At 61.7% G+C, this 23,684-nt stretch carries 22 protein-coding genes; 6 read left to right on the forward strand and 16 right to left on the reverse strand.

Annotation, left to right across the window (positions count from 1 at the left end):
- Positions 1 to 68 precede the first annotated feature (68 nt).
- Both VMR39_RS01975 and VMR39_RS01980 read right to left on the reverse strand, forming a co-directional pair.
- Positions 69 to 284, reverse strand: a complete 216-nt coding sequence (locus VMR39_RS01975) for an alcohol dehydrogenase catalytic domain-containing protein (RefSeq protein ID WP_325413824.1) — start codon at positions 282 to 284, stop codon at positions 69 to 71.
- Complete coding sequence (locus tag VMR39_RS01980; RefSeq protein WP_325413825.1) at positions 281 to 796, reverse strand: nuclear transport factor 2 family protein; 516 nt, start codon at positions 794 to 796, stop codon at positions 281 to 283. The genes VMR39_RS01975 and VMR39_RS01980 overlap by 4 nt, the downstream gene beginning before the upstream one ends.
- 119 nt (positions 797 to 915) lie before the next feature.
- On the opposite strand from VMR39_RS01980, the gene VMR39_RS01985 reads away from it, so the two are divergent.
- The gene (locus tag VMR39_RS01985) at positions 916 to 3,063 is read left to right on the forward strand and encodes an FAD-dependent oxidoreductase (protein ID WP_325413827.1); all 2,148 of its coding nucleotides are present in this window, start codon (positions 916 to 918) and stop codon (positions 3,061 to 3,063) included.
- 104 nt (positions 3,064 to 3,167) lie between these two features.
- Here VMR39_RS01985 and VMR39_RS01990 read toward each other — a convergent pair whose 3' ends face one another.
- Complete coding sequence (locus VMR39_RS01990) at positions 3,168 to 5,555, reverse strand: TonB-dependent receptor (RefSeq protein ID WP_325413829.1); 2,388 nt, start codon at positions 5,553 to 5,555, stop codon at positions 3,168 to 3,170.
- A gap of 312 nt (positions 5,556 to 5,867) precedes the next feature.
- Here VMR39_RS01990 and VMR39_RS01995 point away from each other — a divergent pair, with 312 nt between their 5' ends.
- Positions 5,868 to 6,749 carry an AraC family transcriptional regulator gene (locus tag VMR39_RS01995; protein WP_325413831.1) on the forward strand — a complete coding sequence of 294 codons (882 nt, stop codon included), beginning with the start codon at positions 5,868 to 5,870 and terminating at the stop codon, positions 6,747 to 6,749.
- 379 nt (positions 6,750 to 7,128) lie between these two features.
- On the opposite strand, the gene VMR39_RS02000 is transcribed toward VMR39_RS01995, so the two are convergent.
- The 12 genes from VMR39_RS02000 to VMR39_RS02055 form a co-directional block, all read right to left on the reverse strand.
- On the reverse strand, positions 7,129 to 7,791 hold the full coding sequence (locus VMR39_RS02000) for a TetR/AcrR family transcriptional regulator (RefSeq protein ID WP_325413833.1): 663 nt from the start codon (positions 7,789 to 7,791) through the stop codon (positions 7,129 to 7,131).
- 158 nt (positions 7,792 to 7,949) lie between these two features.
- Positions 7,950 to 9,905, reverse strand: a complete 1,956-nt coding sequence (locus VMR39_RS02005) for a flavin-containing monooxygenase (RefSeq protein ID WP_325413835.1) — start codon at positions 9,903 to 9,905, stop codon at positions 7,950 to 7,952.
- Between the two features lie 221 nt (positions 9,906 to 10,126).
- Complete coding sequence (locus tag VMR39_RS02010; protein WP_325413837.1) at positions 10,127 to 11,344, reverse strand: cytochrome P450; 1,218 nt, start codon at positions 11,342 to 11,344, stop codon at positions 10,127 to 10,129.
- Entirely contained in the window at positions 11,341 to 11,643 is a 303-nt protein-coding gene (locus VMR39_RS02015) for a ferredoxin (RefSeq protein ID WP_325413839.1), read from the reverse strand. The genes VMR39_RS02010 and VMR39_RS02015 overlap by 4 nt, the downstream gene beginning before the upstream one ends.
- Before the next feature lie 56 nt (positions 11,644 to 11,699).
- The gene (locus tag VMR39_RS02020) at positions 11,700 to 11,933 is read right to left on the reverse strand and encodes a hypothetical protein (RefSeq protein WP_325413841.1); all 234 of its coding nucleotides are present in this window, start codon (positions 11,931 to 11,933) and stop codon (positions 11,700 to 11,702) included.
- Entirely contained in the window at positions 11,903 to 12,538 is a 636-nt protein-coding gene (locus VMR39_RS02025; protein WP_325413843.1) for a TIM barrel protein, read from the reverse strand. The genes VMR39_RS02020 and VMR39_RS02025 overlap by 31 nt, the downstream gene beginning before the upstream one ends.
- Entirely contained in the window at positions 12,535 to 13,587 is a 1,053-nt protein-coding gene (locus tag VMR39_RS02030; protein WP_325413845.1) for a phosphotransferase family protein, read from the reverse strand. The genes VMR39_RS02025 and VMR39_RS02030 overlap by 4 nt, the downstream gene beginning before the upstream one ends.
- Entirely contained in the window at positions 13,580 to 14,782 is a 1,203-nt protein-coding gene (locus VMR39_RS02035) for an acyl-CoA dehydrogenase family protein (protein ID WP_325413847.1), read from the reverse strand. The genes VMR39_RS02030 and VMR39_RS02035 overlap by 8 nt, the downstream gene beginning before the upstream one ends.
- A complete protein-coding gene (locus tag VMR39_RS02040; protein WP_325413849.1) occupies positions 14,779 to 16,860 on the reverse strand; it encodes a 3-hydroxyacyl-CoA dehydrogenase NAD-binding domain-containing protein in 2,082 nt (693 codons plus the stop codon). The genes VMR39_RS02035 and VMR39_RS02040 overlap by 4 nt, the downstream gene beginning before the upstream one ends.
- A gap of 12 nt (positions 16,861 to 16,872) precedes the next feature.
- Entirely contained in the window at positions 16,873 to 17,859 is a 987-nt protein-coding gene (locus VMR39_RS02045; RefSeq protein ID WP_325413851.1) for an NADPH:quinone oxidoreductase family protein, read from the reverse strand.
- 79 nt (positions 17,860 to 17,938) lie between these two features.
- Positions 17,939 to 18,943, reverse strand: coding sequence for a LysR substrate-binding domain-containing protein (locus VMR39_RS02050; protein ID WP_325413853.1), 1,005 nt, complete (start codon positions 18,941 to 18,943; stop codon positions 17,939 to 17,941).
- A complete protein-coding gene (locus VMR39_RS02055) occupies positions 18,862 to 19,380 on the reverse strand; it encodes an SRPBCC domain-containing protein (protein WP_325413855.1) in 519 nt (172 codons plus the stop codon). Before VMR39_RS02055 ends, VMR39_RS02050 begins: the two co-directional genes overlap by 82 nt.
- 206 nt (positions 19,381 to 19,586) lie before the next feature.
- On the opposite strand from VMR39_RS02055, the gene VMR39_RS02060 reads away from it, so the two are divergent.
- From VMR39_RS02060 to VMR39_RS02075, 4 genes are all read left to right on the forward strand, one after another.
- Positions 19,587 to 21,200, forward strand: a complete 1,614-nt coding sequence (locus VMR39_RS02060; protein ID WP_325413857.1) for a choline dehydrogenase — start codon at positions 19,587 to 19,589, stop codon at positions 21,198 to 21,200.
- An 84-nt stretch (positions 21,201 to 21,284) separates the two neighbouring features.
- A complete protein-coding gene (locus VMR39_RS02065) occupies positions 21,285 to 21,446 on the forward strand; it encodes a hypothetical protein (protein ID WP_325413859.1) in 162 nt (53 codons plus the stop codon).
- Between the two features lie 26 nt (positions 21,447 to 21,472).
- Positions 21,473 to 22,267 (forward strand): glucose 1-dehydrogenase, encoded by a 795-nt coding sequence (locus VMR39_RS02070; protein ID WP_325413861.1) that lies wholly within the window; start codon positions 21,473 to 21,475, stop codon positions 22,265 to 22,267.
- Between the two features lie 20 nt (positions 22,268 to 22,287).
- On the forward strand, positions 22,288 to 23,142 hold the full coding sequence (locus tag VMR39_RS02075) for an SDR family NAD(P)-dependent oxidoreductase (RefSeq protein WP_325413863.1): 855 nt from the start codon (positions 22,288 to 22,290) through the stop codon (positions 23,140 to 23,142).
- Positions 23,143 to 23,184: 42 nt separating this feature from the next.
- On the opposite strand, the gene VMR39_RS02080 is transcribed toward VMR39_RS02075, so the two are convergent.
- A partial coding sequence (locus VMR39_RS02080; protein WP_325413865.1) for an SDR family oxidoreductase occupies positions 23,185 to 23,684 on the reverse strand: 500 nt, incomplete at its 5' end.

Raw genomic sequence — 23,684 nt, forward strand, 5'->3', positions numbered from 1 at the left:
CGACGGCATGTTCGCCGCCTTCACGAGATCGCGTAGCGCCATCGGCCTGGCCTCGGAGGCCAGCACCTTCAGGATTTCCCCCCCCACTTCAATCGACTGGATGCCGCGGCTTCATGCCCCAATATCACGGGCAGGTCGGGCAAATGCGGCGTCATCATCGCGATGTCACTGTGGCAGATGCCCGACCGCAATACCCTGACCCGCACTTCACCCCGCCCCACCGGGCGCAGCGTCAGCCGGTCGGTGACAAACAGCGATTCCCCATTCCAGACCGCTCCCCTCACGCGCCCAACTCCGCCAGCAACGGATAGGTGAAGGATGGGTCATCCCGATCCATCCGGCCATTGGGTGCGTCCTTGCGCATGGCGTCCATCGCCGCCTCGTCGACCGGAACGACCGAACCATGGTCGAACACCAAGCTGCGGCGGCGGAATTTCCATGTCCCCTCGCGCCGTTCATAGCGGTCAAGATAGCGGCCCAGCACGATGAACAGCTTCGCGTCCGGGCCGGGCGTGCGGTGCCAGGCCTCGACATAATGTTCGCCCTCGGCACGGTCGCCGTCGATCACGAACAGGCTGTTGCTGATGCTGTGGCGGGTCAGTTCCCAATGGGCGGTCGCCTGCGGCAGCCAAGAAACGAAGGCGTCGGGACCGCCCTTGAACATGGTGCCATGATCGTCGATCGCGTCATCATGATAAAGCGATCGGACGAGCGCGAAATCGCGCCGGTCGCACCCCCGGCAATAGCGCATCACCAGATCGTGCAACGCCATACGATCCAACCATTGCTGCGCCATCCACCTCTCTCCAGGATTCGATATAACTCTACGCGATATGTAATTATTGAATGAGACTAGCGCCGTTAGGCGTGATATGAAAAGGCAAAATTTACGCATTTACGCACAGGAGAGAGATAATGGCTGTCGCCACCGCGCCCGATCGCAGGGTTTCCAGTGGTCATCTCACGCTGAACAGCCCCGGCCAGATCGGCACACTGACCGTCCCGAATCGCATCTTCGTGACCGCCATGGGCGTCAGCCTCGCCGAAGAGGATGGTACGGTCGGCCCGCGGCTGATCGACTATCATGTCGCGCAGGCCAGAGGCGGCGCCGGCATGATCGTTACCGGGGTCATGGGCGTCGCCTGGCCGGTGGGCGCAGTACAGCCCAAGCAGACCGCCATTTCCGACGATCGCTTCCTGCCTGGCCTCAAGCGACTAGTCGACGCCGTCCATGCCGCAGGCGGGCGGATCGCAACGCAGTTGCATCATGGCGGGCTGGTCGCCACCCATTCAACGGGACAGGGGCATCCGCTCTGGGGGCCATCCTTTCCGCCGCCCTTCGCGGGCGATTTCCCCGACTATTTCCTGCCGGAGGAAATGGCTGCCTTTGCCGGTGGCGCCCTGCCGCAGATCAAGGTGCTGGAGAAGGACGACATCGCGCTCGCCGTGCAGCAATTCGCCGACGCCGCCCGCCGGTCCAAGGCCGCGGGCTTCGACGGAATCGAAATTCATGGCGGGCATGGCTATCTCCTCTCCTCCTTCATGTCGCCCGCAACCAATACGCGCGCCGATGACTATGGCGGCGACCTGAAAGGCCGTGCCCGCCTGCTGCTGGAGGTCGTGCATGCAGTACGCGACGCGGTCGGCCCCGACTTTCCGATGTGGGTCAAGATCGACTCGCGCGAAATGGGCAAGAAGAACGGCATCACCATCGACCATGCCAAGGAACTGGCGCCGATGGTGGAGGCCGCTGGCGCCGACGGCATTACCGTCACCGCCTATCACGACGTGGGTCAGGGGAAGCTGCATTCCGCCTCCAACATCCCGCACGAGCCGGGTATCCATCTGGAATATGCGGCTGCGATCCGGAAAACCGTAGGCATTCCGGTGATCGCTTCCGGCCGGGTGGAGATCGACCGGGGCAACAAGGGCCTTGGCGATGGCGAGTTCGACTTTCTCGCGATGGGCCGAAAGCTGCTGGCCGATCCGGACCTGCCGGTGAAGCTGGCCGAGGGCCGGGTCGATGATATCCGCCCCTGCATCTATTGCTATACCTGCGTATCGACCGCTTATCTGCGCGAGCAGGTAAGGTGCGCCGTGCGGTCCGAAACGGGCTTTGAGGATCTGGACTGGTCGCCGGCGAAGGTGCCGGGCCATGTCGTCATTATTGGCGGTGGCCCTGGAGGCATGGAGGCAGCGCGGCGGCTGGATCAGGCGGGCGCCAGGGTGACACTGATAGAGAAGTCCGACCGGCTGGGCGGAACACTGCGCTTTGCGGCGCTAGCCTATGAACCCAATGAGCGGCTGCTGAACTGGTTACGGCGGGAAATTGGCAAGTCCTCGGTCGACGTGCGCCTCAAGACCGAGGCGAGCCCTGATCTGATAGCCAGCCTGAAACCCGACAAGGTGATCGTCGCGACGGGCGCAGTGCGCGATATGCCGCCTATCCCTGGCAACGACCAGGACTTCGTGCTGTCGGGCGACGATCTACGCGGCATGATGCTGGGGGAGGAGAGCGCCTCGATCCGCCGCAAGACCAGCTGGACGACGCGCCTTGCGACCAAGGTCGGCGCGGCGACCGGCGCTACCTCCAATCTGGAACTCGTCCGCAAGGCGACGCACACATGGATGCCGCTGGGCAAGAAGGTCGTCATCATCGGGGGCGAACTGGTCGGCTGCGAACTGGCCGAATTCCTGATGGAGCGCGGACGTGAAGTGACGATCATCGGCGACGCGCCGAAATTCGGCGGGGGGTTGCTGCTGGTGCGGCGGATGCGTTTGCTTGCGGAACTGCGTGAACATGGCGTCGCGATGTTCCCCGGCGTCAGTGACATCCACATCGATAAGGGCGCTGTCGGCTTCACCGGCGCATCAGGCGAGGATCAGAGCATTCCCGCCGATCATGTCATCGTGGCGATGGGCGCGCATGGCGATTCCACGCTCGCCGATGCTCTGCGCAGCGCGGGCCATGATGTGACCGAAATAGGCGACGGCACCGGCGTCACCTATATTGAGGGCGCCATCCGCGGGGCAGCCGAAACGGTCGCAGCCATGGGCCGCTGATCCCTTTCAACCTTGTAACAAAAAGGGACGCGAGACGATGATCGTCTCGCGTCCCTTTTTATCCTTGGGCAGCCCCGATGCCGGGACCACCCTCTCATTTTCCGTCAGAACCGGATACGAGCGTCGATGCCGTAGGAAACCGGCTTGTTGAAGGTCGCACCTGCAAAGCCCAGCGCGCCGAAATCGATGCCGTAGTTCAGCCGCTTCTGGTTGAGCAGATTGTCGCCCCACAGGCCGATGTCCAGCTTGCCACCACCCAGGCGGATTTCCTCGACCGACAGCCGCGCCTTGACGTTCGTCTGTGAGGGCGAGATCAATTCCTGATTGAACGGCGCGGTGTTATCCAGCGCGTTGAACCAGATCTTCGTCCGGCGCGAATAGTCACCACGCAAACGGATCAGGGCATCGCCGATCGGGTGGGAATATTCCGCGCCCAGATGAATGCTCCATTTCGGCGTGTAGAGCGGCTTGGCCTGATCGGCGACATCCAGGATCATGTTGGTCGCCGGATCGCGGAAGAGGAAGGTCTTGTAGTTCGTCTTCACATAGCCGACCGAACCGTCGATCTGAAAGCCTGTGAACGGGAGCGCCGTCAGTTCCGCCTCGAAGCCCGACAGCCGCACCTTGCCCGCATTGACGATCAGCGAGGTGGCGCCGCCGCTGCCCGCGGCAAACTGCTGCACCTGAAGATCATCATAGTCTGTGATGTAACCGGCCAGATTCAGGCGCACGCGATTGTCGAGGAACTGCGATTTGACGCCCGCCTCATAGGCGGTCGCCTTTTCCGGGTCGAACGTGTTGATGACGCTCGCCCGCGGATTGATGCCGCCCGATCGATAGCCGGTCGAGACGCGGCCATAGACCATCACGCCCCGGGTCACATCATAGGATGCCGAAGCCAGCCAGGAAAAATTGTCGAAGCTCTTGCGGCCGCGCTGAACCGGGCTGACGTCGCCTGCCAGATAGGCAGTCTTGTCATCGCCGGTGAAGCGGCCGCCCAGCGTGACTTCCAGCTTGTCGTCGAGCGCGGCAGGCTTCCAACTCGCCTGACCGAAGACTGCCATCGACTGCGACGTGCCGCCGAAAGCCTGAATCGGATTGGCATTGACACCGACCGTCGTAAGGCCGGGATTCAAAGCACCGATGCCATCGACCACCGCCTGCGGGAAACCGAGCGAGGTCAGCGCAGACACCGGCATGACGAGGGTCAGCGCCTGACGATTATATTCCGACGCCTTTTCATAGAAATAATACATACCCAGCAGATAGCTGATGTCGCCCACCTTGCCGATCGCCTGCAATTCCTGGCTGAACTGCCACTGCTTCTGCGGGGCGTTGTTGCCATTATAGGGCGTGACAGCCTGGACCGATACCAAAGTGGGCGAGGTGAAATCGACGACCTTGCCCAGCAGTACGCCATTGCCCGACAGGTTCAGGATCGTGTCCTGGAAGAATTTGCGATAGCCGGTAATCGACTTGATCGTCAGTTCGGGGATCGGCTCATAACTGATAGTCAGGGCATGGCCCTGAACGCGGGTTTTGCTGGTGTAGCGATAATCGCCGCTGCGGTCGACATAGCCAGCCTGCTGCACCGTCCCCTGCCGCACCGGATTGACCAGGAAGGGTGCGCCACCATAGCTGGGTGACTGTGAATAATAATCCTGCGCCAGTGGGGTCGCGGCAACGATCTGGAAGAAGGCGGGCGTGCCCTTCCGATTGTCATAGTCGAAATTATAATTGACGGTGACGTCGCCGAAATCGCCTTCCAGCCCGACCGCGACCGAATTGGCCTTAAGCGCGCCGGGATCCTTTGAGGAGGGCGTGAGCGTATTGTCGACATAGCCGTGGGATTCGCGATGCTGGGCCGCGATCGACGCCTTGATGACATCACCGACGATATAGCCCGTATCGAGCCGCGCCCGCGTATACCAGTCGTTGAAGCGGGCAAAGCCGGCCTTGGCAGTGACACCCATAGTGTCCGCGGGCTTTTTAGAGATGAGTTGCAACGCGCCGCCGATGGTATTGCGGCCGAACAGCGTGCCCTGCGGCCCGCGCAGCACTTCGATGCGCTCCAGGTCGATCAGATCGAACACGGCGCCGGCAGAGCGGGCGAGATAGACGCCGTCCAAATATATGCCGACGCCCTGTTCGGAAACTGCCGAAGGCTCCTGATTGCCGATGCCACGGATATAAACGGTCGCCGCCGACAGGCTGGACGGTTGCTGTTCGACGGTCAGGTTCGGGGCAAATTGCGGTACATCGGCAGGACTGGAGATATTCTGGCGTTCAATGAAATCGCCGCCTAGCGCGGTCACGGCAACGGGCACATCCTGCAGGGTTTCAGCCGACCGGCGCGCTGTCACGACTATGTCGCCCAAATTGGCTGCCTGAGCCTGCTGCTGTTCGGCGTCGGCCGATTCCTGCGCGCTTGCCACTGTCGCGCATGGCATGGCCATAATGCCAGCAATGCCGGCAAGATATGCGGATTTCATTACATCCTCCCTTATCTACTATCAGTTTTCGTAGGCATTTCCGCCACCCTTATCGCGACTGCCCGCTGCTTCACGCAAAAAAGTCGGCGCTCGTCACGAGTTAGGCACGATGATGTCCGAATGGGTTCCGTTAGTCGCAAAAACTCCTTCCAGCAAGCAGATCAATCATCCATTTGCGTATTGTTTTTCGATATAAAATACGAAACATTGATTTTAATAGCGATAATTTTGACGAAATGCATTATGAAAAACCATATAAGTTTGATAAATGCTAAATGAGCTTCCAAGTGGAGGGAGAGGACATATCGTCCAATGACCGATATCGATTTCGCGCCCTTGATCTTGGGATGCTGCCCGGTTCCCGGCGGACGGTTCGAACTGGTCGAATGGCACTGGCCTGATATCGTCAGCTTCGAACGTACCGAGACGCAACTGATGCTGGAAATGTCACTGCCGCCCTTGGCGACCGATGCGTCGGCCTATTTCCCGACCATTGATTCGGATCGCCGCTGCTTCATGGGTACACTCTTCGTGCGCCATCCCGGCATCGCTCTAGGCGGCCGGTCGGAAGGCGGACAAATCCGCGTGGTCCGCTGCGTTTTTAACGATGCCGCCACCGCGTCCATCATCGGCAGAACGCCATCAACGCTCAGTTTCCTCAAAAGTCTGCTCAATATTCGGAGCGAGGCCCTGCGCAGCCTGATGCGGCTGGCCCATCGCGAACTGGTCAATCCGATCGACCGGTCACCACAGGCAATGGCGGCGCTGTTTGCGCTGATCGAGATCGAACTGCTACGGCTGTTCCGTCATTCGGCCGGGGCAGAAACCGCCGGTCGGCTCGCCCCCTGGCAATTCCGCCGCGTGCGCGAGCGGATCGAAGCCGAGGCGCCGACGCCAGGCGTTGCGGAACTGGCGGAACTATGCGGCATCAGTCCGCGTCACCTGCACCGTCAGTTCATCGCCCTCACCGGCAAGACGGTCTCCACTTATATCGAGGCCCATCGGATTGAGGAGGCCAAATCGCATCTCGCCCAGCCAGATCTGCCGATGAAGCAGGTCGCGCAGCAGGCAGGCTTTGCCCATGCGAACAGCTTTGCGCGGGCCTTCCGGCGAGCGACCGGCCTGTCGCCCCGCGAATATAGGCAGCGTGCCACCACCATCATTCACGGCAGCGGACTGGACAGTTCATCTTGATGTTGGGGGCATCGGCACTCGTTCGCGATCTTGTCCTCACCCGCCATCATGTCGCCTGTCTTCCTATTTGGCTTCCCACCATGGATAGAAGATCGGCATTCGCGAAGCCTTGCCAGCAAAGTCGGCCGGACGCTCCTCGTTGAAAGCTTTGACCCCTTCGCGCCCATCCGCCTGGCTGGTGTAAAAGACAGCAAGGGATACGCTCAGATGCGCCTCGTTAGGGTGGTGAAGGCGCTGTTGCGATTCAGCATCTGGCGCATCAACGCGATCGACACGGGCGATCGATCCCTGACCAGCGATCGGGCAAAGGCCTTCGCCTCGTCCAACAGGATTTCAGCCGGAAAGACAGCGCGGACCAGTCCTTTTTGTTGCCCTTGGATCAGTCTCTCCGCCAGACCAGCGCGCCGTTCAGGAAAAGCGAAGTCGCCAGTTCGATCTCCGCGTCGATTTCCGCAGGAGACAACGGCTCCTGATCATACATCGTTCGCGTCTGCCATTTCTGGAAAGCAAGCGCGACATAGGCCTCGGCCAGACGTTCCGCCTGATCGGGCGGAAAGCCATGCGTCTCAAGTATATGCTGCACCGGCCCGCGCTGGAAGCGATGGAATTGCGAAAACGAAATGTCCCTCAGTTGCGGAAAGCTGGACGCTTCCCGAAAGATGACGCGCGCCAGTCGAGTGGATCGATCCTGATTCAACCGCCTCTGCATCATTCGGCCGAAATGGATGAGTTGCTCCCGCAACGTGCCGCGCTCGTCGGCCGGCTTATATTGGATCTGGATGGATGACATTTCGAGGCAGGCTGCAAACAGCGCCGCCCTGTCGGGATAGCGGTTGTATAGGGTGCGCGTCGACAGGCCGGCCTTGTCGGCAATGACGCGGATCGAGGCACCGTGAAAACCCGCGCGCGCAAATTCCTCCGGCGCAGCCTCCAGCATCGCCTCATGCTTGAGTTCCGCTTCCCGGATGCTGGGGCGACCTGCACGGCGACTATGCGAAGTTGCGGTCTTTACTTCCTGACTGCTCGGCATGGTTTTGGTCAACGCCCCCCCTGCTCGCTTCACAATGAACCGGCGAAACGGGCCCGTCCAGTCGGTTCGGGCCGCATAGCGGACATTCCGGACAGTTGGAAAGGACAGGAAAAGCGAAAAGGGGAAGCGGCACCGCTTCCTCTTTTCGCGCGTCTAATGATGGCTTGCCGTTATAACAATTCGAAGTCCGCGTGCCGCGGCCCGCGGCATTCGTTCCAGAAATCGACCAGACGCCATGGCCAGGACAGGAAATTCCGCTTCTGGCTATTGTTGTAATAGCTGAACGCCCGCGGGTGGCTCCAGATCATGTTCACCATCTGGGTTTCCACCTTCTTTTGCCATGCATCATAGGCTGGAATGGTGGGTTGCAGCGCCTTCTTGTCCCGCGCATTGAGCCAGTCGAGGCATTCGATGGCATAATGGACCTGACATTCCGAAATCAGGTTCTGGCCTGCCGCATGGTTGGGCGCGCTGTTTGGGCCGACGGTATGAAAATAATTGGGAAAGCCGGGAATGAGCATGCCGAAATAGGCGCGCGGATCTTCCGTGCCCCATTCATCCCGCAGCCGCCTGCCGCCGACACCGACAATCTCCAGCTCGCCCATCATGTTGGCGACGTCGAAGCCGGTGGCGCAGACCAGCACGTCCAGTTCGATCTCGCGTCCGTCCTTGAGCAGGATACCCTTGGGCGTAATCTGCTCGATTCCTTCCTGCTCCAGATGCACATTGGGCTTCAGATAAGTCGGGAAATAGGTGCCCCGGTCCAGGATGATGCGCTTTGAAAAGACCGGGAAATCAGGCGTCAGCTTTTCCCGAAGATCGGGTCGATCGGCGAAGGTCCGCTCGATATGGCCAATGGCGAACTGGCGCATCGCTTCGTTGACGGCCGACACCGACGGCGAATCCTTCGGCCATTCGGGGTCGAGCAGCACGTTGGGATAGAGGCCGTCGGCCGCATACCAGTAGATGCGGAAGCGATACCATTCCAGATAATGCGGAATGTGGCGCATAGCGAACTTGACGCCATCGCTGACGTTATCTTCGCCGGCAGGGGTGGGCATCACCCAGTGGCGACTGCGCTGGAAGACATGGAGTTCGCTTACCCCATCGGCGACTGCCGGGATGAACTGCGCCCCGCTGGCCCCGGTACCGATGATGCCGACACGCTTACCCTTGAGATTGAGCGAGATGTCCCAGGTCGCCGTGTGCTGACGGATGCCCTCGAAACTCTCCAATCCCGGAATCGTCGGCCATTTCAGGCGGTTGACCGGGCCATGTCCATTGATCACAGCGTTGGCGCGGATCACCTCCTCGCTGCCGTCCGACTTGCGGACGGTGACGTTCCAGACATGGGCTTCCTCGTCCCATATCAGTTTTTCGACCCGACTGTTGAAGCGGATATGCTCGCGCAGACCATAATCGTCCGCCACCTGCTTGAGGTAGGCGAACATGTCCGTGCCCTGCGGATGGTAATTGTGCCAGCCGGGGTTGAGCGCGAAGGAGAAGGAATAGAAATGGCTGGGCGTATCGACGCCGACGCCCGGATAGCGGTTTTCCCACCAGGTGCCGCCGACTTCCTCATTCTTTTCGATGATGACCCAGTCATAGCCGGCTTCCTCCAGCTTGATGCCGGCGGCCATTCCAGTCATGCCGGCGCCGATCACCAGCACCTTGAAGTCCGGATCGGCGGGTTTGCGGTCGGGATTGTCGCTACGCGGCCCCTCCTGGCGAAAGCCGATCTGGTCGAACAGCAGCGGCAGGAATTCCGGTTCGACTTCCTCGGCGAGGCCAACCGCCATCATGCGATGCATAAGCATATCGGACGGTTCGCCCTGTCTCGCCGCGCCGGGCGTCACCAGAACATGCAGCAGCTTTTCGCGCAGTTCCGACAGATATTCCGCTGGAATGGATTCTGGCGGATAGGCGTAAGGCGACTTGAAATGCGGCGCGAACTTGTCGAGCATCTCTTCATCGCTGCTTAGATGTACGTATGTCATCAGCAATGTGTGCGGTTCACCCTGTTCCAGTGCCTTCCGCAATCCGGGCGTGTCCTCCATGGGCAACGGGCGCGCCGTCAGATGCGCCGAATCCTCTTCGGTCGCCGGCTCGGCATAGTGGGTGGCCATTTACAGATCCTCGCTCTTTTCATTCGGCGGCATGGCAAATAAGGCGGCAGCACCCCGACCAAATTTGCCATATGCGCTATGTAAATATTCACTCACTTTGCAAATGCATGTCAAGAAGTCTTTTTTGCTTGAGATTGCGAAGCATAGGAGCCGCCGTTTCCTCTTACTCGTTCTAGAAAAAACGGCGTAGGGTGCGTTGCCTTCTCCGCTTCCCGCTTCGTCTACCAACGGAGCTTCAGGGACTCGAAGCCCATGACCGAGCCACCGAACGCCGACGGCGCGTCATCGTGCCCGGCCAGTTCGAACTCGGGAATTTGCCGCAACCACTCTTGCAGCGAGATCATGATTTCCCGCTTGGCCAAGTGAGACCCGATGCAGCGATGTGGCCCGACGCCGAACGTGACGTGATTGTTGACCTTCCGGTCGAGGTCGATGGTCTGTGGATCGGGGAATATCGACGCGTCGCGGTTCGCGACCGTATTCGGCAGGATGATGCGATCATTTTTGCGGAACCGCACGCCCCTATATTCACAATCATGGGTTACGCGGCGATAGATATTCGACACGGCATTGATCCGCATCAATTCCTCGATGGCCAGCAGGAAAGCCGCCGGATCATCCAGGCGCTCCCGAAACTTCCGCCGCGCATCCGGCGTGGCTGCCAGATAACGCCAGACATAGGCCATGGTGTTCGTCACAGTATCCAGCCCGGCGACGAAGAGCAGGAACCCGCAATTGATGATGTCCTGCCAGGGATAGGCATTTCCTTCCACATCGCGCGACTGAAGGACAGTTGTGGCTATGTCATTACCGGGATTCCGTTCCTTCTCACGGAACAGTTCCTCAAGAACCGCATAGATTTCGAGAAGATTGGCCGCCCGGATATCCGGATCGGTGCTGCGAAAGAATATATTGGCGATGCGCAGAAATTCGGGCAGCCGCTCTTCCGGAAGGCCGAAAAGTTCGAGAAAGGTTGCAGTCGGGAATTTCGCGGCATAATCCGCGATGAAATCGCAACCGCCGTGGCCAGCAAGACCCGAAATCAGGGACTCTGCCCGTCGCTGCAACCCATCCGTCATGCGCCGCACGGCCAACGGCGTGAACATGGGGGCGAGCAGCTTGCGGAACACATCATGCTCCGGCGGATCGACACCATTGGGTTGCAGCACCGGAAAAGGCTCGATCGGTGGTATCTGCGCGCCACGGGTCGAGAATATCTCATGGTTGCGATAGCCTTCGACAATGTCGGCATAGCGCAGGAACACCCAATGTCCACCATTGCGCGGCGTATAGAAGATGGGCGGCGCACCACGGCGTGCCAGCCCATGCCAGATATCCACCGGGTCCGACACATCTTCGGGCACGTCGAAAAAGTCAAAATCGACGATCAGTTCTTTCGGGACATGATCCGGGGCGGAAGGTTGAAATATCAAATTCATGCCTTGCCTCCCTTGGCAACACGCAATGCCCCCTCTGGACAGTTTCTAACAGCGATCCGTACCTTCTCTTCCAGTTCAGCGGGAAACTCCGGCTGCGCAATGACTACTTTTCCCTCGATAGCATCGGTCGAGAATATTTCCGGACACAGATCTTCGCATCGCGCATGACCCTGGCAAATGTTCAGATTGGCGACAACGCGCATCGACACACTCTCCATTTTGGTGGTTGCGCCGTTTTTATCATCCCGCGGCTGACCAGCCCATGCCAAGGTCGGAGCCATATGCGCCATCTGGAACATTTTGCGACATTAACCCCGGCATGACGACGGGCCGCAGATGCTGCAACTCGCCATTGCTACCGAATCTGGCGCCACAAGTCGGCCAGGCGAGCGAGCATCGCCGTTTCGCCTGCGGCGCTCGGATTGACCGGCTGGAATTCCAGTTCCAGCAGGCCTTCATAACCCTGTTCCACGATCTGGCGCAGGATCGCAGGCCAGTCCAGTTGCCCCAGCCCCGGATCGATCCGGCCGGGAATGTCGGCGATCTGAATCAGACCGATCACATCGCGGCAGGCGGCGAGCGCGGACACGACGTCCTCATCATCGCGACATGGCCAATATCGAACAACAACCGGACAGAGGGCATCGCGACGGCACGCACCATAGCGAGCCCATCCTCTATCCGGTCGAGCAGCAGTCCGGCGATGCGGCTGGCGGCGATCGGTTCGACCAGCAGGAGCAAGCCGGCTGCTGCCGCCGCTTCGGCATGGTGCCTGAGATTCTCGGTCATCGCGTCTATCTGCGCCCGGCGCGACCGATCCGGATCAAGGCCAGCCACGCACACGGCCCCCGCTCCGGTAAAGCGGCGCGCCAGGCCAATGTTATGTGCAACGCTCTCCGCAAGGGTATCCTGCCCTGCTTCGTCCTCTGCACTCCATAACGGCCTGTTCCAGTGCAATGGCTCGCCGCCGAAGCTGGAAAGCTGTAGGCCGCGCCTTGCCATATGCTCCGCCATTGCCGCTTGCTCCGCAACCGGCCGCAGCTTCAGGAACAGGTCCTGCACCCCGCAAAAACCGTGATCGGCAAGCGCGTCGATCTGGTCCAGCGGATCGACCGACCGCCCTAGATGCGCAAGCAAAGGCTGATCCCGTGCGCCGAGGCCCAGATGGCCGGCGAGGCGCACTGCACTGCTCACAGCCGGGCGTCCTCCTCCCCGCTGGCGATCCGCCAGGCGAGGCCGGCAATCTCGCCCGCGCGGGCACCATGGAGGGCAGCCGTCTCGCTCGACGCATTCCCGTCGAGCGCGCGCCGATAGACTCCCTGCCGGATGGCCGCGTTGCGAAACATCGCAAAGACCAAAGCATAGCGCCAATGAACCGGATCTATGACGCCAAGGCCGCTGCGTTCGGCATAGCGTTGGACATAGTCAGCCTCCTCCGGGATGCCGAGCGCAGGCAGATCGGCGTCGGACAGGCCACGATAACCCTCACGCGGCACGCGCCAGGCCATCACATGCTGGGCAAGGTCGGCCAATGGATGGCCGAGCGTCGACAACTCCCAGTCCAGCACGGCTGTGATACGCGGCGCATCAGACGCGAAGATCATGTTGTCGTTTCGGAAGTCGCCATGGACGATGCGGCAGGCTTCCAGATCCGGATTATGCGCCGGGAGCCATACGATCAGCCGATCCATCGCGTCGATCCGCTGTGTCTGGGTAGCCCGATATTGCTTAGTCCAGCGCGCCACCTGCCGGGCGAAATACTGGCCCGGGCGGCCGTAATCGGACAACCCCACCGCCGCCGGATCGACCGCATGGAGCGTGGCCAGCACATGGTTCATCTGGTCATAGACTGCACCGCGCTCGACCCTTGTCAGGTCGGGGAGCCGCGCGTCCCAGAAATTGCGCCCTTTGGCATAATCCATAACGAAAAAGGGGGTGCCGACAATCGCGCTGTCCTCGCACAGTGCCAGCGGACGAGCGACCGGAACGGCCGTATCGTTGAGCGCGCAGGTTACGCGATACTCGCGCTCCACTGCATGGGCGGAAGGGAGCAGCACGCCATCGGGCTTGCGACGCAACACGAAGCAGGGAACGCCGTCCACATACAGCAAATAAGTGGGATTGGACTGGCCGCCCGCAAACTTATCCGCCGTGATGGTGCCGTCTGCACCCGGCACATGATCACGCAGCCATGGCGCAAGGCGCGTCAGGTCAAGCTTACGGATGTGGGCAGCCTCAATCATATTTGCACAGTTCCAGCCGGCCGAGCTGATGGCGATGAACCTCGTCCGGCCCATCGGCAAAGCGGATCTTGCGGGCGTGGGCATAATAATTCGCCAGGAAAAAATCCTGGCTGACGCCCGCAGCGCCATGGGCCTGTATCGCCCAGTCGATCACCTGGCACGCCATATTGGGGGCGGCCACCTTAATCATCGCGATCTCCGCCTTGGCCATCTTGTTGCCGACGATATCCATGCGATGCGCAGCGTGCAGCGTCAGCAGGCGCGCCTGATCGATCATGATGCGGCTGTTGGCGATGCGTTCGATAATGACGCCCTGCTCGGCGAGCGGCTTGCCGAAGGCGACGCGGGCCTTCACCCGGCGGCACATCGCCTCCAGTGCGCGCTCGGCCATGCCGATCATCCGCATGCAATGATGGATGCGTCCCGGCCCCAGCCGCGCCTGCGCTATCTCGAAACCGCGCCCCTCGCCCAGCAGCATGTTGGCGGCGGGCACGCGGACATTATCGAAGAGTATTTCCATATGGCCATGCGGCGCATCGTCATAGCCGAATACGGTCATCGGCCGTATCACCGTGATACCAGGCGTATCGCGCGGGATGAGGATCATTGACTGCTGCTTGTGCTTCGGCGCGGCAGGATCGCTTTTTCCCATGAAGATCAGGAGCGCGCAGTCCTCCTCGCCCATCCCCGAAATCCACCATTTGCGGCCGTTTATGATATAGTCATCGCCGTCACGGACGATCGCGCTTTCGATATTGGTCGCATCGGAGGAGGCAACCGCCGGTTCGGTCATGGCAAAGGCGGAGCGAATCTCGCCAGCCAGCATCGGCTTCAGCCAGCGCTCCTTATGCTCCGCCGTCCCGAAGCGCTCCAGCGTCTCCATATTACCGGTGTCGGGCGCGGCACAGTTGAACACTGCGGGGGACCATTGCACCCGCCCCATCTCCTCGCAGAGCGGTGCATATTCCAGGTTGGAGAGGCCCGCACCATGCGTGCTTGCGGGCAGAAACAGGTTCCAGAGACCCGCCTGCCTCGCCAATGGCTTCAGCCGGTCGATCAACGAGACATGCGCCCAGCGGTCGCCCGCTGCGACCTCCTCATAATAGGCCTGCTCATTGGGATAGATGTTCGCGTCCATGAACGCGCGTAGCCGCGCGAGCAGGTCCGCCGTCCTTGCATTCGGTTCGTAGCTCATGCGTAAAACCCCCTCCCCTCGGCTACATGGCGCGCGAGCAGCGGCGCGGGCGTCCAATAGGCATCCCCCTGCTCGGCACGAAAGCGCTCGATCCTAGCCAGCAGCTTGTCCAAACCGATCCCGTCAGCCCAGTGCATCGGGCCGCCGGTGTAATTCGGCCAGCCAAGGCCGTTCACCATCGCTATATCGATCTCCTGCGGCCGCGCCGCGATGCCCTCGCCCAACAGCTTCGCGCCTTCATTCACCATGGCGTAGAGCAGCCGTTCTCGGATCTCCTCCTCGCTGATCGCGCGCAGCGTCAAGCCGTGTCGTTCGGCATGGGCGGCGATCATCGCGTCGGTTTGCGGATTGGGGCTGGCCTTGCGCTTCTCATCATAAATATACCAGCCTGAGCCCGTCTTCTGGCCCAGTCGCCCTTGCGCCACCATCTGCTCGACGAAGTTGGCGCGCAATTCGCGCTCGGTCGCGCTTGCGGCACGGGCCTTGCGCGCGGCGGCCTGCACGTCGAGCCCCGCCAGATCGCCCAGCGCAAACGGCCCCATGGGGAAGCCATAGGACAGCAAAACCTTGTCGATGAGCGCCGGGCTGGCCCCCTCCTCCACCAGGAAGAAAGCTTCGCGCGAGCGTTTCGACAGCATGCGATTGACGATGAAGCCATCGCATACACCCGACAGGACCGGCAGCTTGCCGATCCGCTTGCCCAGCGCCATGATCGTTGCGACCACTTCCGGGTTGGTTCGGGCGGCGCGGACATTTTCCAGCAGGCGCATGACATGGGCGGGATTGAAGAAGTGCATCCCGCACACATCCTCCGCCCGCCCCGATGCCTCGGCCAGCGCATCGATATTGAGGAAACTGGTGTTGGAAGCGAGGATGGTGCCGGGTTGCGTCATCTGACCGAGTGTTGCGAACACCGCCTGCTTGATCGCCCTATCCTCCGTCACCGCCTCGATGACGAGTTGCGTGGCGGCCAGATCGCGTGGATCGTCACTTATGGTGATGAGTGCCAACCGCTTGTCCACCGCCTCCTGCGTCAGGCTGCCCTTGGCGACCGAGGATGCCCACAGTTTCGTGATCCCCTGCATCGCAGCGTCGACATGGGACCGGTCGAGACCCACGGCCATCACTGGCAGACCTGCGCTCGCCACCGCCATGACGATGCCGCGCCCCATGACGCCGAGGCCGATGACACCAATCCGGTCGATCGGCCGCGCGACAGCATCAGCGGGCAGGTCGGGAACGCGCGCCACTTCGCGCTCGGCGGCGAACAGGTGGCGCAGCGCCCGCGACTGCGGCCCGGCGATGCTTTCGCGGCATAATTCCAGTTCGCGCACCAGCGCTGCGTCGAAGTCCATGTCATAGCCCAGCCGGATCGCGTCCAATATCTTCAGCGGCGCGCTCTGCCCGCGCATCTTGCGCGACAGGGTCTGGCGCGCTTCCTCGAACAGGGTCGGATCATCGGCGGGCATCGGCAATTGGCCGGCGCTGCGCGGCCCCTTGCTTTCGGCAATCAGCGCCTCCGCATAGACATGCGCAGCAATGCCCAAATTCCCCTCCGCGATAGCGTCGATCAACCCGTTGGCGAGCGCCCCAGCCGCGTCGATCGGCCCGCCCTCCGTCGTCAGCCTGATCGCGGCGGCTAGGCCCGCGAGCCGCGGCGTGCGTTGCGTGCCGCCAGCGCCTGGCACGATGCCCAGATTCACCTCCGGAAAGCCGAATTTCGTGTCCGGCAGCGCGATGCGATAATGGCAGGCCAGCGCAACCTCGAAACCGCCACCCAGCACGGTGCCATGAACCGCAGCGATGATCGGCTTGGTCGCGCGGTCCATCATCGCGATGACATCGGGCAGGCCCGGCTCGACCAGCGGCTTGCCGAATTCCCTGATGTCGGCCCCAGCGATGAAGGTCTTGCCCGCGCAGCGGACGACGAGCGCATGGATCGCCGGATCCGCCTCGGTTCGGCGGATCGCCTCGGCCAGCCCCTGCCGCACGCTGGCGGAAGTGGCGTTGACTGGCGGATTGTCGATCACGGCTTCGGCAATGGCGCCGTGAACAGCGAACTGGACAGTATCAGACATATATTTTCCTGTTCAGGATAGGGGAGACAGGGTCAGGAGTATCTTCCCCTTCACCTTGCGCTTTTCGAGATGTTCGAGTGCGATGACCGCATCGGAGAGCGCAAAGCGCGTGTCGATGACCGGCTTCAGCACGCCCTGCGCCAGCCAGTCGAGGATCTGCCGCATGTTGGCGCCATGACGGCCCGGATCGGCGCGGACGCTGTTGCCCCAGAGCACGCCGACCACCGAGGCACTTTTGAGCAGCAGCAGATTGGCCGGTATGGCCGGTATCTCGCCACCGGCAAAGCCGATAACCAGATGGCGCCCGCCCCAGGCAAGGCTCTTGACCGCGCTGATACCCATTGGCCCGCCAACCGGATCATAAACGACATCGACGCCCTTGCCGTCGGTCAGCACCTTGATCCGCTCGCGCAAATCCTCCTGCGCATAGTCGACCAGTTTGTCTGCGCCTTGTGCCTTGGCAAGTGCCAGCTTTTCGGGACTTGAGGCCGCGGCGATCACGCGCGCGCCCATCTGTTTCGCCAGTTCCACGGCGGTCAGCCCCACGCCGCCGCCCGCACCCAGTACCAGCAATGTCTCGCCCGGCAGTAGCCCCGCACGGTCCTTCAGCGCGTGATAGGATGTACCATAAGTGATCGCGATCCCGGCCGCGACCTCCAGGTCGATCCCTTCGGGCACCGGCCAGACCTGTGTCGCCGGCACACGGACCTGCTGCGCAAACGCACCGCTGCCGGTGAAGGCGATGACCCGGTCGCCCACCGCGAAGCCATCCACCCCTTCGCCAAGCGTGGCGACATGGCCCGCCGCCTCGCTGCCGGGGACGAAGGGCAAGACGGGCTTCGTCTGATACCTACCCTGAACGATCAGCACATCGGGATAGTTGACGCCTGCCGCCGCGACATCGATCACCAGTTCACCGGGGCCGGGTTCGGGCGCGGGGAACACGCCATATTTGAGGTCGCGTACCGTCGCGAAGGATTCACATATGATCGCCTTCACATCGCTCTCCCATAGGATATTTGCTCCCGGTTAAGCGCTGCCGATCGTCAGATAAACTGAGAAATTCAGACGAGTATCTTCAGCAAAACTGATGATCTTCTGAAATGGCCGTCGCTTCATCGGGGGCGACCATGCGCATGGCAAAACTCTGAAAAGCCCGAAAGGCATGGGTCTGCTGCGTGTCGCGGCGGCTGACGAGGCTGAAGACGCGGGTGAAGCGCAATTCGGGCACATCCAGCGCCACAAGTTCGCCGCGGGCAATCTCTTCCTTCACCGACAGGCGCGACAGGCAGGTCAGACCCGCGCCATGGGCAACGGCGCGCTTGACAGCCTCCACGCTGTCGGTTTCCAGCAGGATGTTGAGCGAATTGATATATTTGAGCGCCTCGACGGTGAAGGATATGCGCTCGCTCGACAGCGTCTTTTCCAGCACCCACCCTTCCTGCGCCAGATCAGCCAGATGCACGGTGCCCCGGCGAGCCTGCGCACTGCCCGGTGCGGCACAGACCAGCAGCGCGTCGCGCAACCAGGGCCGCGCATCCAGATAACTCGAATTGACCGGTGATCCGACAAAGCCGATGTCGAGGCTCATCTGCTTGATGCCCTCCATCACATCCTGCGAAGGCAGGATTTTGAGGTCGATCCGGACATGAGGATGGCGGCGCATGAAGTCGGCGCACAGGCGCGGCAGCACATAATTGCCCACCGGCGCCGCCGCACCAATGCGCAGCCGCCCGCGCAACTCCTCCGGCATGGAGAGCGCTTCCATGTCCGCGACCTGTACCAGGATGGCGCGCGCCATTTCCAGCATCGGCCGCCCCCGGTCCGATAACGTCAGCCGTTGCCGCGCCCGGGTAAACAGGCTGATGCCGAGATGGGTTTCCAATTCTTTCAGCGACATGCTGGCCGCCGACGGGCTAAGTCCGATCTCGTCGGCGGCCCGAGCGACGCTGCCAGTGCGCGCGACCGCCTCGAACATCGCAAGCTGACGCAGCGTGATCCTCAGCGCAGGTCGCCCCGATGCATCGCTTCCGCCCGCACCTTCAGCGCTGTTGCCGTATCGTTGAAGGCCCGCGTCACCCATGGACCGCAAAAGCGCATGACATGGATGCCATTCGGTCCGGTAAAGGCATCGGTCGACTGGTAGCGGCACTTCTCCGGTCCCAGTGCCTCGATCATCTGGTCCCGCCGCGCCGGATAGGGCCAGACTTCATTGTCGGGAAGTTCCCAGGACAGCAGACGCCCCGGCTCGAAGGCACAGACATATTCGCAATTGGGCGCCAGGCTGCCCGGATTGGCATAGTTGACCAGCCGCATATGGACCGGCGCGCCCATTTCCAGCGTCGATTGCGCCCAGACGCAGAAGGGGTTCCATTCGCCGTAGCGCGGCATATCGGTCAGGATGTCCCAGACCAGCATAGCCGGCGCATCTATCTCGACCGGGTCGGAAACGACCAACGTCTCGGGCTCATAAATCGCAAAAGGATCATGGCGCTGCATGAAGGGGCTTTCCAAAGACATCGGCTTCTCCTTGCTTCTTGTTTTTCCGATATCGATCGTCGCAGTACCAGGCCGCAATCTGCCTTATTAAACAAAATTTTCTCGCAGCCATGTTGACCTGCGTAGATCAATGTTAGATTTAATACGCATAAAATTGTCGTGGTCCAAGCTCGAAATCGGCCGTCCCGACAGATTCGGACTTGGCGTCAGCCGTCGCGGGAGAGAGCATGACGGACAATTTTGACTTCATCATCGTCGGCGGCGGATCGGCGGGATGCGTCCTTGCTGGTCGTCTGTCGGAAGACTCCCACCACCGCGTCCTGCTGATCGAGGCGGGGGGCCGCGACAACAGCATCTTCATCCATGCCCCCGGCGGCCTGTTGCCGATCATGTATCGCGGCATGTTCCAGTGGATGCATGTCAGCGTACCACAATCCCACGCGGATGGGCGGCAGATGTATACGCCGCGCGGCAAGGTGCTGGGCGGTTCCTCCTCGATCAACGGCATGGTCTATGATCGGGGGACGGCGGCCGACTATAATGGCTGGCGCCAACTGGGCAATGAAGGGTGGAGCTATCATGACGTGCTCCCTTATTTCCGCAAGCTGGAGGATTTCCAACCCGGCGGCGAGGAGGGTTATCACGGACGCGGCGGCCCGGTCCTCGTGACCCGCCCCGGCATTGTGAACCCGCTCGCCAAGGCGTTCCGCGACGCCGCCCTCGCCGCTGGCGTTCCCTATAATGACGATCCCAGTGGATCGAAGCGCGAAGGCGTCGTACCCGCGGACGTCACCGCCTCGGCCGGCCGCCGCTGGAGCGCCGCGCGCGCCTATCTGACGCCCGCGCGCAAACGAACCAACCTGCGCATCGTCACCGGCGCGCATGTCGAACAGGTGATGGTGGCGAATGGCCGCGCCACCGGCGTCACATGGCGTCAGGACGGTCGGCAGGAACAGGCGATTGCGGCGCGGGAAGTAATCCTGTCGGCGGGGGCGATCCATTCGCCCTGGATCCTGATGCAGTCGGGCATCGGCGATGGCGAGCATCTGCGCCAGGTCGGCGTGCCGGTCGTCCATCATCTGCCGGGTGTCGGCCAGAATTATCGCGACCATGTCGCGATCAGCGTCAAACAATATTGCACCCAGCCGGTGTCGCTGTTCAACGTCTTTCACCCTTGGGTCGCGGCCAGGGCGGCAGTGAGCTTCGCGCTGTTCCGCAAGGGGCCGCTGGCCCAGCCACCGGCCGAAGTGGGCGCTTATCTCAAGACCATGCCGGGCGCAGACAGCCCCGACGTTAAGGTCCATTTCGCCATGGCGCTCTATGAGTCCATGGGTCGAAAGCTCATCATGGACCATGGCTATTTCGCGCATATCGACCTGCTGAACCCGGAAAGCGTCGGCGAAATCAGGCTGACGGGGCCACAGCCCACCGATCCGCTGTCGATCGATCCTAATATCCTGTCCACTGCCAAGGACATGGCCATGGGCCGCGCCGCGATCCGGGCGGTGCGCGACATCTTCGCCCAAAGCCCCTTCGATCCCTTTCGCGGCGAGGAACTGGCACCGGGTGCCAGCATCCAGTCCGACAGCGAACTGGACAGCTATCTGCGTGCGACAGCTACATCGGACATTCACGCGGTCGGCACCTGCCGCATGGGTCATGATCCCATGGCCGTGGTCGATCCGCAGTTGCGCGTTCATGGCCTAGCCGGCCTGCGCGTGGTCGATGCCTCGGTCATGCCTCGCGTGCCGGGCGGCAACACCAACGTCCCGACGATGATGGTGGCGGAAAAGGCCGCCGACATGATTCTGAAAGGATCGAACGGGCGGGTGGACCGATAGGCGCAAACAGACATGCTGACTTGCGGCTTATATCAGTAAGTGGTTACTTATAAATATCCGGGAAGGCCGGTTGAGGAGAGGCGAATGCGCGCGACCGACAAGGACTGGACGGCGCAACCCCCCCTCGATCAGTTCGACATGGTGATGGACACTACCGTATTCCAAATCCCCGAAGGGCCGATGGAAGACGCCGCGCTCTATAGGTCGGATGCCCGATGGGAAGCATTTAAGGCCTCTATTCAATAATCCAGCATAGCAAGGAAGCCATTATCATGACCGGAAAATTGAAGAACAAGATCGCCATCGTCACGGGGGGCGCGCGGGGCATGGGTGAGGCGACCGTGCGCCTGTTCGCCAGCGAGGGCGCGCAGGTCGTCATCGCCGACGTGCTGGAGTCCGAAGGCAAGGCGCTGGCCGCCGAACTGGGTAATGCGGCCATGTTCCAGCGCCTCGACGTATCGGACGAGGGAAGCTGGCAGGCATTGGTCGAGGTCGTGACGGCACATCATGGGCGGATCGATGCGCTGGTCAACAATGCCGCCGTGGTTGCCTTCGGCCCGATCACGGCGCTGACCGTCGAGCAGATCGACCGCGTGTTCGGCATCAACGTCAAGGGCACGATGCTGGGCCTCAAGCATGTGGGCGGCGCGATGTGCGCGGTGGGTCGCGGGGCGATCGTCAACATCTCCTCGGTCGACGGGATGCGCGGCGTCAATTCCCTCTCGCTCTACAGCAGTTCCAAATGGGCGGTGCGCGGCCTGACCAAAAGCGCCGCGATGGAATTCGGCCATCAGGGCGTGCGGGTGAACAGCGTGCATCCGGGCGGGGTCAACACGGCGATGGGCAACCCGCAGTCGCTGGAAGGCGACGCCAAGAATGCCGGCTATGAGCGCGTACCGCTCCAGCGCATTGGCGAGCCGGAGGAGATTGCGGCGGCCAGCCTGTTCCTCTGTTCGGATGACGCCAGCTATATCTGCGGCGCCGAACTGGCCGTCGATGGTGGCTGGGCGGCGGGCTATTATCATCACTACCTGCCGGCTGCGCCCGCAGCACTGACCTCCTTCTGATCCCCTTCGCGGAGACTATCATGACTGAAGAAGAGACGGTTTTTTCGGGCGGCGTCGCCGTCATCACCGGCGCTGGCGCGGGCATCGGCATGGGCATCGCCCGACGCTGCGGCCAGATCGGCATGACCGTGATCGTGACCGATATCGACAAAGCCAAGGCGGAAATGGTCGCGGCCGATATCGCTGCGGCTGGCGGCAAGGCGGAGGCGATCCAGGTCGATGTGTCCAAGCCCGATGCGCTCGACGCGCTGGCGCACGATGTTTTCGGCCGTCATGGGGCCGTCCGCCTGCTAGTGAACAATGCGGGCATCGAAACCATCGGCAATGTCTGGGAGATTCCGACGGCGCGTTGGGAAACGACGCTCAACGTCAACATCCATGGCGTCGTCCACGGGGTGCGCGCCTTCGTTCCGCACATGTTGCGTGTGGGTCAGGAAGCGTGGATCGGCAACCTCGCCTCCATCGGTTCCTTCGGCATCATGCCGAGGCAGACGGCCTATATCATGAGCAAGCACGCCATCCAGTCGTTCAGCGAATGCCTCTATTTGGAAATGCAGGTGGCCAAGGCGCCCATCAACATCTGCTCGATCATTCCGGGGATGCTCAAGACCAGCATCTTCGATGCCGAGGCGGGCGATGGGGAACCGGAAAGCGCCGCAGCCCACCGCGCCACCATGGCGCATATGATGGCGACCTATGGCATGGATCTGGACGAAGGCTGCCGCAAGTTCGTCGAGGGCATGGCGGCCCGTAAGTTCTGGATTTCCAGCCAGCCGGAGATGACCGACCAGGCGCTGGCAGGCCGCATCGCCCTCTTCAAGGAGCAGGCCGCCCCCGCACTGAACGAACAGACCCGCGCCCTGCTGGGGGTTTGACCGGACCGGACGGTGGCGGCCTTTCCCGCCGCCGTCCGTGCGTCAGCCTCTCGCGGCTTCCTGCTTGACGATTTCCAGGAACAACGGTCGTTCGCCACCGCCATGCACCTCCAACTTCGCGCCGCTGATATAGGCAGCGGCCGACGACCCTAGAAACATTACTGCCTCGGCAATGTCACTACCCCGGCCCATGCGGCCGAGCGGGAGCGACGCGGCGATGCGTTGCTGCGCTTTCTCCGTACCATAGGTCATTTCCGATGCTTCCGTTTCGATCAGGCCGACGATGATCGCATTCACCCGCACGTCCGGTCCCCATTCCTGGGCCAGGCTGGTGGTGAGGCTGAGCAGGCCCGCCTTGGCCGCACCATAGATGGCGGTGTCTGGCGAAGGCCGCGCGCCGGAGACGCTGGCGATATTGACGATGGAGCCGCCAACGACCTTCAGATGTGGGTAGGCCGCCTGCGCGACATGCAGCGGCGCCAGCAGATTGAGTTGCAGGATGCGCTCGGAAAAACGCGGGCTGGCGGTCGCGGCATCGGCCT

The sequence above is a fragment of the Sphingobium sp. genome (assembly GCF_035511395.1).
Lineage (GTDB): Bacteria > Pseudomonadota > Alphaproteobacteria > Sphingomonadales > Sphingomonadaceae > Sphingobium.

What these genes read in the sequence shown, in the direction of transcription:
- VMR39_RS01980 (WP_325413825.1), bottom strand. Translation starts at nt 796, where the DNA reads ATGGCGCAGCAATGGTTGGATCGTATGGCGTTGCACGATCTGGTGATG.
- VMR39_RS01985 (WP_325413827.1), top strand. Translation starts at nt 916, where the DNA reads ATGGCTGTCGCCACCGCGCCCGATCGCAGGGTTTCCAGTGGTCATCTC.
- VMR39_RS01990 (WP_325413829.1), bottom strand. Translation starts at nt 5,555, where the DNA reads ATGAAATCCGCATATCTTGCCGGCATTGCTGGCATTATGGCCATGCCA.
- VMR39_RS01995 (WP_325413831.1), top strand. Translation starts at nt 5,868, where the DNA reads ATGACCGATATCGATTTCGCGCCCTTGATCTTGGGATGCTGCCCGGTT.
- VMR39_RS02005 (WP_325413835.1), bottom strand. Translation starts at nt 9,905, where the DNA reads ATGGCCACCCACTATGCCGAGCCGGCGACCGAAGAGGATTCGGCGCAT.
- VMR39_RS02010 (WP_325413837.1), bottom strand. Translation starts at nt 11,344, where the DNA reads ATGAATTTGATATTTCAACCTTCCGCCCCGGATCATGTCCCGAAAGAA.
- VMR39_RS02015 (WP_325413839.1), bottom strand. Translation starts at nt 11,643, where the DNA reads ATGTTCCAGATGGCGCATATGGCTCCGACCTTGGCATGGGCTGGTCAG.
- VMR39_RS02030 (WP_325413845.1), bottom strand. Translation starts at nt 13,587, where the DNA reads ATGATTGAGGCTGCCCACATCCGTAAGCTTGACCTGACGCGCCTTGCG.
- VMR39_RS02035 (WP_325413847.1), bottom strand. Translation starts at nt 14,782, where the DNA reads ATGAGCTACGAACCGAATGCAAGGACGGCGGACCTGCTCGCGCGGCTA.
- VMR39_RS02040 (WP_325413849.1), bottom strand. Translation starts at nt 16,860, where the DNA reads ATGTCTGATACTGTCCAGTTCGCTGTTCACGGCGCCATTGCCGAAGCC.
- VMR39_RS02050 (WP_325413853.1), bottom strand. Translation starts at nt 18,943, where the DNA reads ATGGGTGACGCGGGCCTTCAACGATACGGCAACAGCGCTGAAGGTGCG.
- VMR39_RS02055 (WP_325413855.1), bottom strand. Translation starts at nt 19,380, where the DNA reads ATGTCTTTGGAAAGCCCCTTCATGCAGCGCCATGATCCTTTTGCGATT.
- VMR39_RS02060 (WP_325413857.1), top strand. Translation starts at nt 19,587, where the DNA reads ATGACGGACAATTTTGACTTCATCATCGTCGGCGGCGGATCGGCGGGA.
- VMR39_RS02065 (WP_325413859.1), top strand. Translation starts at nt 21,285, where the DNA reads ATGCGCGCGACCGACAAGGACTGGACGGCGCAACCCCCCCTCGATCAG.
- VMR39_RS02070 (WP_325413861.1), top strand. Translation starts at nt 21,473, where the DNA reads ATGACCGGAAAATTGAAGAACAAGATCGCCATCGTCACGGGGGGCGCG.
- VMR39_RS02075 (WP_325413863.1), top strand. Translation starts at nt 22,288, where the DNA reads ATGACTGAAGAAGAGACGGTTTTTTCGGGCGGCGTCGCCGTCATCACC.